The organism is Pseudomonas nitroreducens TX1, from assembly GCF_000313755.1.
Lineage (GTDB): Bacteria > Pseudomonadota > Gammaproteobacteria > Pseudomonadales > Pseudomonadaceae > Pseudomonas > Pseudomonas nitroreducens_A.
In genome coordinates, this window is record NZ_AMZB01000054.1 from 1 (window position 1) to 5,113 (window position 5,113).

Consider the following 5,113-nt stretch of genomic DNA (forward strand, 5'->3'; position numbering starts at 1 on the left):
GTTTTGATAGCGGCCTGAATAAAAATGAAAAAGTTAATAGGTGGCCAGGACTCCCTATTTCCCTGGGTGCTACATCCAGTTCATCTTTATGAGTATGGGCTTGAACTTGGGCTATCTGCAGAAGAACTGCTACACGGCGCCGGTCTCAGTCTACAAGATATCGATGATGTCGATCTGCACATTACATGGCAACAGTATCGACTAATCGCCGATGTCGTAGCAGGGATCGCAAGCGATTGGGGGTTTCAGTTTGGGCTTCGACTTCCCGTAGCTTCGCATGGGCTTCTCGGTCTACTTGCATTAAATTGCGTGACTTGGGAGCAGGTGGTTGATATCCAGGAGAACTATCCATTACTTGTATCCCCAATCTTTTATGTTCAGCGCCGAGATACTCACGAGTATTGCTGCCTAACTATCCATCCTGAATTCACACGTGACCCGATTCTGAGACATTCGCTGGAAGCGTATTTCTCAATGTTTTTCCAGTCTGTACTCCAGATTCGGGGCGAGGCGGCGCGGAAGTACACCAGTTCACTATTTGTGAGGGTGCAAGGCTCGCCACCGGATTATGCAGAAGAGTGGCGGCAGTTCTTTGATGGCCAGATAGAATGGAATCAACATGCAGACCAGATATGGATTCACAAAGATCTTCTTGCATTGCCTATTCCGAATGCCGATCCGGTGTCGGCTAATGCAACTCGGCGCGTATTGCAGGCACAACTGAATCAGCTGCCGGCCAACAAGGGCGGATTGAATGAACTGCGGACGCTCTTTTCCCGTGGATTCTATAAGCAGGAGGAGTGTGCACAACAGCTCTTTACGACGCTTCCCACCTTAAAACGATACCTGCAGGCGGCATGTACCTCCTTTAGCCGTGAGCTCACCATGTATCGCATGGATGAGGCTTTCTGGGAGGCAGCCCACACGGAATGTTCCATGTCGGAATTGTCCGAAAGGCTGGGATTTCGTGATGTAAACAGCTTCGGCCGATTATTCAAGAAGGAGGCGGGGGTCAGTTTTACGGATTTTAGGCAAAGGTATCAGTAACAGAATAGGGGGCAATTCTAACGTAAAGAGCCATGTATTGTTTTTGGTGTTGAGCTAATTTGCCAGTCCTATCTTATTGATAATAAAGAAATTAATGGAGAAATATCATCTTTGTTTCTGCAGGCGCCGGAACTTTAAGCCATTCTGCCCTGACAGCCTGCTGAGGGCGGTATACATTTACCTGTGGGCCAGACCGTGGGATAGCTAAGGCTGGATAACCGACATAGATGTGAGGAGAGCGAGATGAATGCGATAGTGGATCCCCAGAAATCGACTACCAAGGCCGTTACAAGGGTGCAGAACCTGAAGAAGGCAGTGCAAGCAGAGGAGTACGCAGTCTGTATTGAACGCGCGATGCTCTGGACACAGTTCAGCAAGAACAAAAACAATAAGGCGAAGTCCCGCCCCGTGTTTATCGCCGAGGCTACCCGCCATGTTTTGAGAAACAAGACAGTGGAAATCTACCCGGAGGAGCTTGTCGTCGGCAACTTCACTGCCCATCGCGTCGGCGGCATCATTTATCCCGAGATGGCCGGCCTTGCGCCGATGATGGAAATCTTCAAGATCCCCACCCGCAGAGTTAACCCTCTCAATATCAAATTTCTTGATCGGATTAAACTGGCATTAACTATCCCTTATTGGCTCACAAGAAACACAGCAGTTCTTGCATTCGATAACAACGAAGATCGTGCGCGTTTTGCGAAAGAGCAGGGCGAGGCACTGCAGTACCAATTGTATGAGGCTGGAGGAATCGCGCACCTGGCACCTGGCTACGAGAAGATTATTCGATTGGGTGCTGAGGGCATCATCGCCGAGGTGGAGGCCTTCGAGGCACAAACCACTGATCCGGAAAAACTCGAATTCTACCGTGGCGTGAAGATCTCCATGGAGGCACTAGGTGAATTTGGTGACCGTTATGCGGCGGAGGCCACGCGAGTTGCTAGCGATGAAAGGGATCCTGTGCGTCGTCAGGAGTTGGAAAAAATTGCGGAAGTTTGTACCCGCGTGCCTCGTCACGGAGCCTCCAGCTTTTACGAAGCGGTCCAATGTATGACCTTAGTACATATCGCGATATTCCAGGAAACTACTGGGGAGACGACCTGCCCGGGTCGTATAGATCAGTTCCTTAATCCGTACTATGAGCAGGACCTGGCAGATGGCGTCATCACCCGGGAGGAGGCCAAGGAACTCCTTGGCGCTTTCTGTGTGAAAATTTGTGAAACGATTCCCGTATGGTCTGAAACTGCCGGCGCAATGCTGGGCGGTATGACCAGCTGGGAAGTCATTACCATCGGGGGCCAGGATTCCGAGGGCAACGATGCGACCAATGAGCTGAGTTTTATTATGTTGGAGCTCGCCGATGAGTTACGCATGCGTCAGCCCAACTTCCACGTCCGTATTCACGAGAACACACCCAAGGCATTCTACGATGAGGTCATCCGGGTGAACTTCGGCCCGGGTTCGGCGCCCGCCATGTATAACGACGAGACCATCATCGAGTCCATGATGAATGTCGGTTATTCCCTGGAGGATGCCAGGGACTATGTCGCCATCGGCTGTGTTGAGCCCACGGCGCCGGGCAAGACCCTGGGTTCTACCGACGCCGGGATGTACAACCTGGCCCTGGCTCTGGAAATGGCACTCAATGAAGGGTGTCAAATTGGGTCGGGTAAGTTAATCGGCGCGCAGACTCCGCCAGTATCTTCAATGACATGTATGCAGGATGTACTGGACGCCTACGATGTGCAGACAAAACATCAGCTAGCCAAACTCCATCGGGATCTGCAGGCGGTAGAGCGTTTTCACGCCAAGCACCACCCCACCCCTCTTACCAGCGCTACACTCGAAGGCTGCCTGGAGCAGGGCGTTTGCTCTACGCAGGGTGGCGCGAAGTACAATTTCTCCGGCATCCAGGGCACCGGTATGGCGGTCGTGGCCGACTCCCTGAGGGCTATTGAGAGTGCTGTGTTCGAGGACAAGTGGCTCACCCTTGAGGAGTTGGTTGCGCACCTGAAAGACAACCTCTCGGATGAGGTTGTGCGGACCAGGCTGAAAGGCATCGATAAATTTGGCAACGACATTCCCAAGGCGGATGCCTGGATGAAGTGGGTCGGTGATCACTACTCCGATTCCATTCACGCGCTGGGCAAGAATACCCGTGGCGGCCAGTACCTGGCGGGCGTGTACTCCAATACTTCCCATACGCATTTTGGCAGTTTGACTAGCGCTACACCCAACGGTCGCCGGGCTGGTGAGACCTTCGCCTCGGGTTTTGCGCCTGAAAACGGAGCGGACAAGCGAGGTACCACTGCGTTGTTGAATTCCATGAACCGCATCGACTACAAGAAGTTCGCCAATGGTATTAATTTCAATATCAAGCTGGATGCCTCCAGTTACGACTGTGAAGAGGGACGAGATGCGCTAGCCAGCTTGTATAAGGTGTACTTCAAGCGGCACGGTATGCAGGTGCAGGCCAATATGTTGGATCCGAAAATCCTGATTGAAGCACGGGACAACCCGGAGTTGCACCCCAACCTGCTGATTCGGGTATCGGGCTACTCGGCATACTTCAACGATCTATCACCTGAAATGCAGGATGAGGTGATATCGCGTAGTAGTAACAGGGGCTGAGCTGAGACTACTTTTGTCCTACCTTAACTCTGTTCGTAGAGTTTTACCAAAGTGTGCCTGCGAGCTGAACCTTGGGCAGTTCGCAGGCCTACCTCAATAGAAGAGATATCAATCTGTCTTGAGTTGTAGCGGTACTTGGTGTTGAGCTAAGTGAAACACTCGAAAGTTCCAGTTCTGGTCAGTCCGAGCTCAGGGTAGCGCCATACACCGCTGACAACAGAATACCTGATCCCATTGTTTTGTCTCGTGCGAAGATACCCCTATAACCTGCTGCAACAGATCTCTTCTTCGAACCTAGGGCGAAAACGTGTCCGCAAGGGCCCGCCACTGCGAGCAGTTGATAAAAACAATAAAGGTGATGTCATGAAAATGAGCACAGATGCGGCTCGGCCCAGACTGGCCCGGCAGTGGCTGCATTCCTCCCTGTTCGGCCTGCTGGCCGGCTTCTCCGCCAACGCCTCGGCCCTCGAGGTCGATGCCGGCGACTACACCGCCTTGCCTGCCGGTACCAACCTAGGCCTGCTCCACTACCAGCACGCCGAACGCAACCGCCTTTACGCCAACGGCCACAAGCAGCCATTGGACGCCGGCCTGAACTCGGACATGGGCAAACTGCGCGGCGTTCACTTCATGGAACTGGGCGGTTATATCGTCGCTCCGGGGGTCACCCTGCCCTTCGGCAACGTGCGCGCCAAGGACGATCTGTCCTCCCTGGGCAGCGAAAGCGGCACCGGCGACCTGATCCTGGCCGCCCCCGTATGGCTGGTGAACCAGCCGGAACAGCGCCGCTACTTCGGCATCACCCCCGTCCTCTGGCTGCCCACCGGCAGCTACGACAACGACCGCGCCATCAACCTCGGCGAGAACCGCTGGAAAGGTGCGCTGCAGGCCGGCTACATCGAGGGCCTGGGCGACAAGTTCAGCCTCGACCTGGTGGGCTACGTGACCTTTTTCGGCAAGAACGACGACTTCGGCCCCGCCAGCCAGACTCTCAAGCAGAAGCCGCTGTTCCAGGCCCAGGCGTTCCTGCGCTACCACGTCAACGAGCGCTTCGACCTGCGCGCCGGCGTCTCGCGCCTGTGGGGCGGCGAGACCGAGGTGGACGGCCTAGACATGGACGATAAACCCAACACCAGCAACTTCAGCGTCGGCGCCAGCTGGTTATTCACTCCGCGCGACCAGCTGCTGGTCAATTTCGGCCGCGACCTCTCGGTGGACAACGGCTTCAAGGAGCAGGGACGGGTCAATCTGCGCCTGCTACACGTTTTCTAAGCACCGCCGCCTGCCTTCCCATTCCAACAACAATAGGAGTTTCGCGTGATGCCTAACCTCACCCAATCACGCCGTTTCGTCTGCCTGCTCACCGCGCTGCTGGTCGCCACAGGCGCCCAGGCCGCCAAGGTCGATGAGGGGGGCTCGCAGAATTCGGAAAAAA

3 protein-coding genes are annotated in these 5,113 nt (G+C 54.4%); all 3 read left to right on the forward strand.

The annotated features are described in order from the left end of the window. Nucleotides 1-24: 24 nt before the first annotated feature. The 3 genes from C167_RS33495 to C167_RS0101170 all read left to right on the forward strand — a co-directional run bounded on the left by C167_RS33495 (nt 25) and on the right by C167_RS0101170 (nt 4,950). Entirely contained in the window at nt 25-1,047 is a 1,023-nt protein-coding gene (locus tag C167_RS33495) for an AraC family transcriptional regulator (RefSeq protein ID WP_081596631.1), read from the forward strand. Between the two features lie 243 nt (nt 1,048-1,290). Next, entirely contained in the window at nt 1,291-3,678 is a 2,388-nt protein-coding gene (locus C167_RS0101165; protein WP_017516451.1) for a pyruvate formate lyase family protein, read from the forward strand. A gap of 363 nt (nt 3,679-4,041) precedes the next feature. Beyond that, nucleotides 4,042-4,950 (forward strand): transporter, encoded by a 909-nt coding sequence (locus tag C167_RS0101170; protein WP_017516452.1) that lies wholly within the window; start codon nt 4,042-4,044, stop codon nt 4,948-4,950. The last annotated feature ends 163 nt before the right edge of the window (nt 4,951-5,113 follow it).

Excerpts from the sequence above, each read along its gene's own strand:
- C167_RS33495 (WP_081596631.1), top strand. The coding sequence starts at position 25 with ATGAAAAAGTTAATAGGTGGCCAGGACTCCCTATTTCCCTGGGTGCTA.
- C167_RS0101165 (WP_017516451.1), top strand. The coding sequence starts at position 1,291 with ATGAATGCGATAGTGGATCCCCAGAAATCGACTACCAAGGCCGTTACA.
- C167_RS0101170 (WP_017516452.1), top strand. The coding sequence starts at position 4,042 with ATGAAAATGAGCACAGATGCGGCTCGGCCCAGACTGGCCCGGCAGTGG.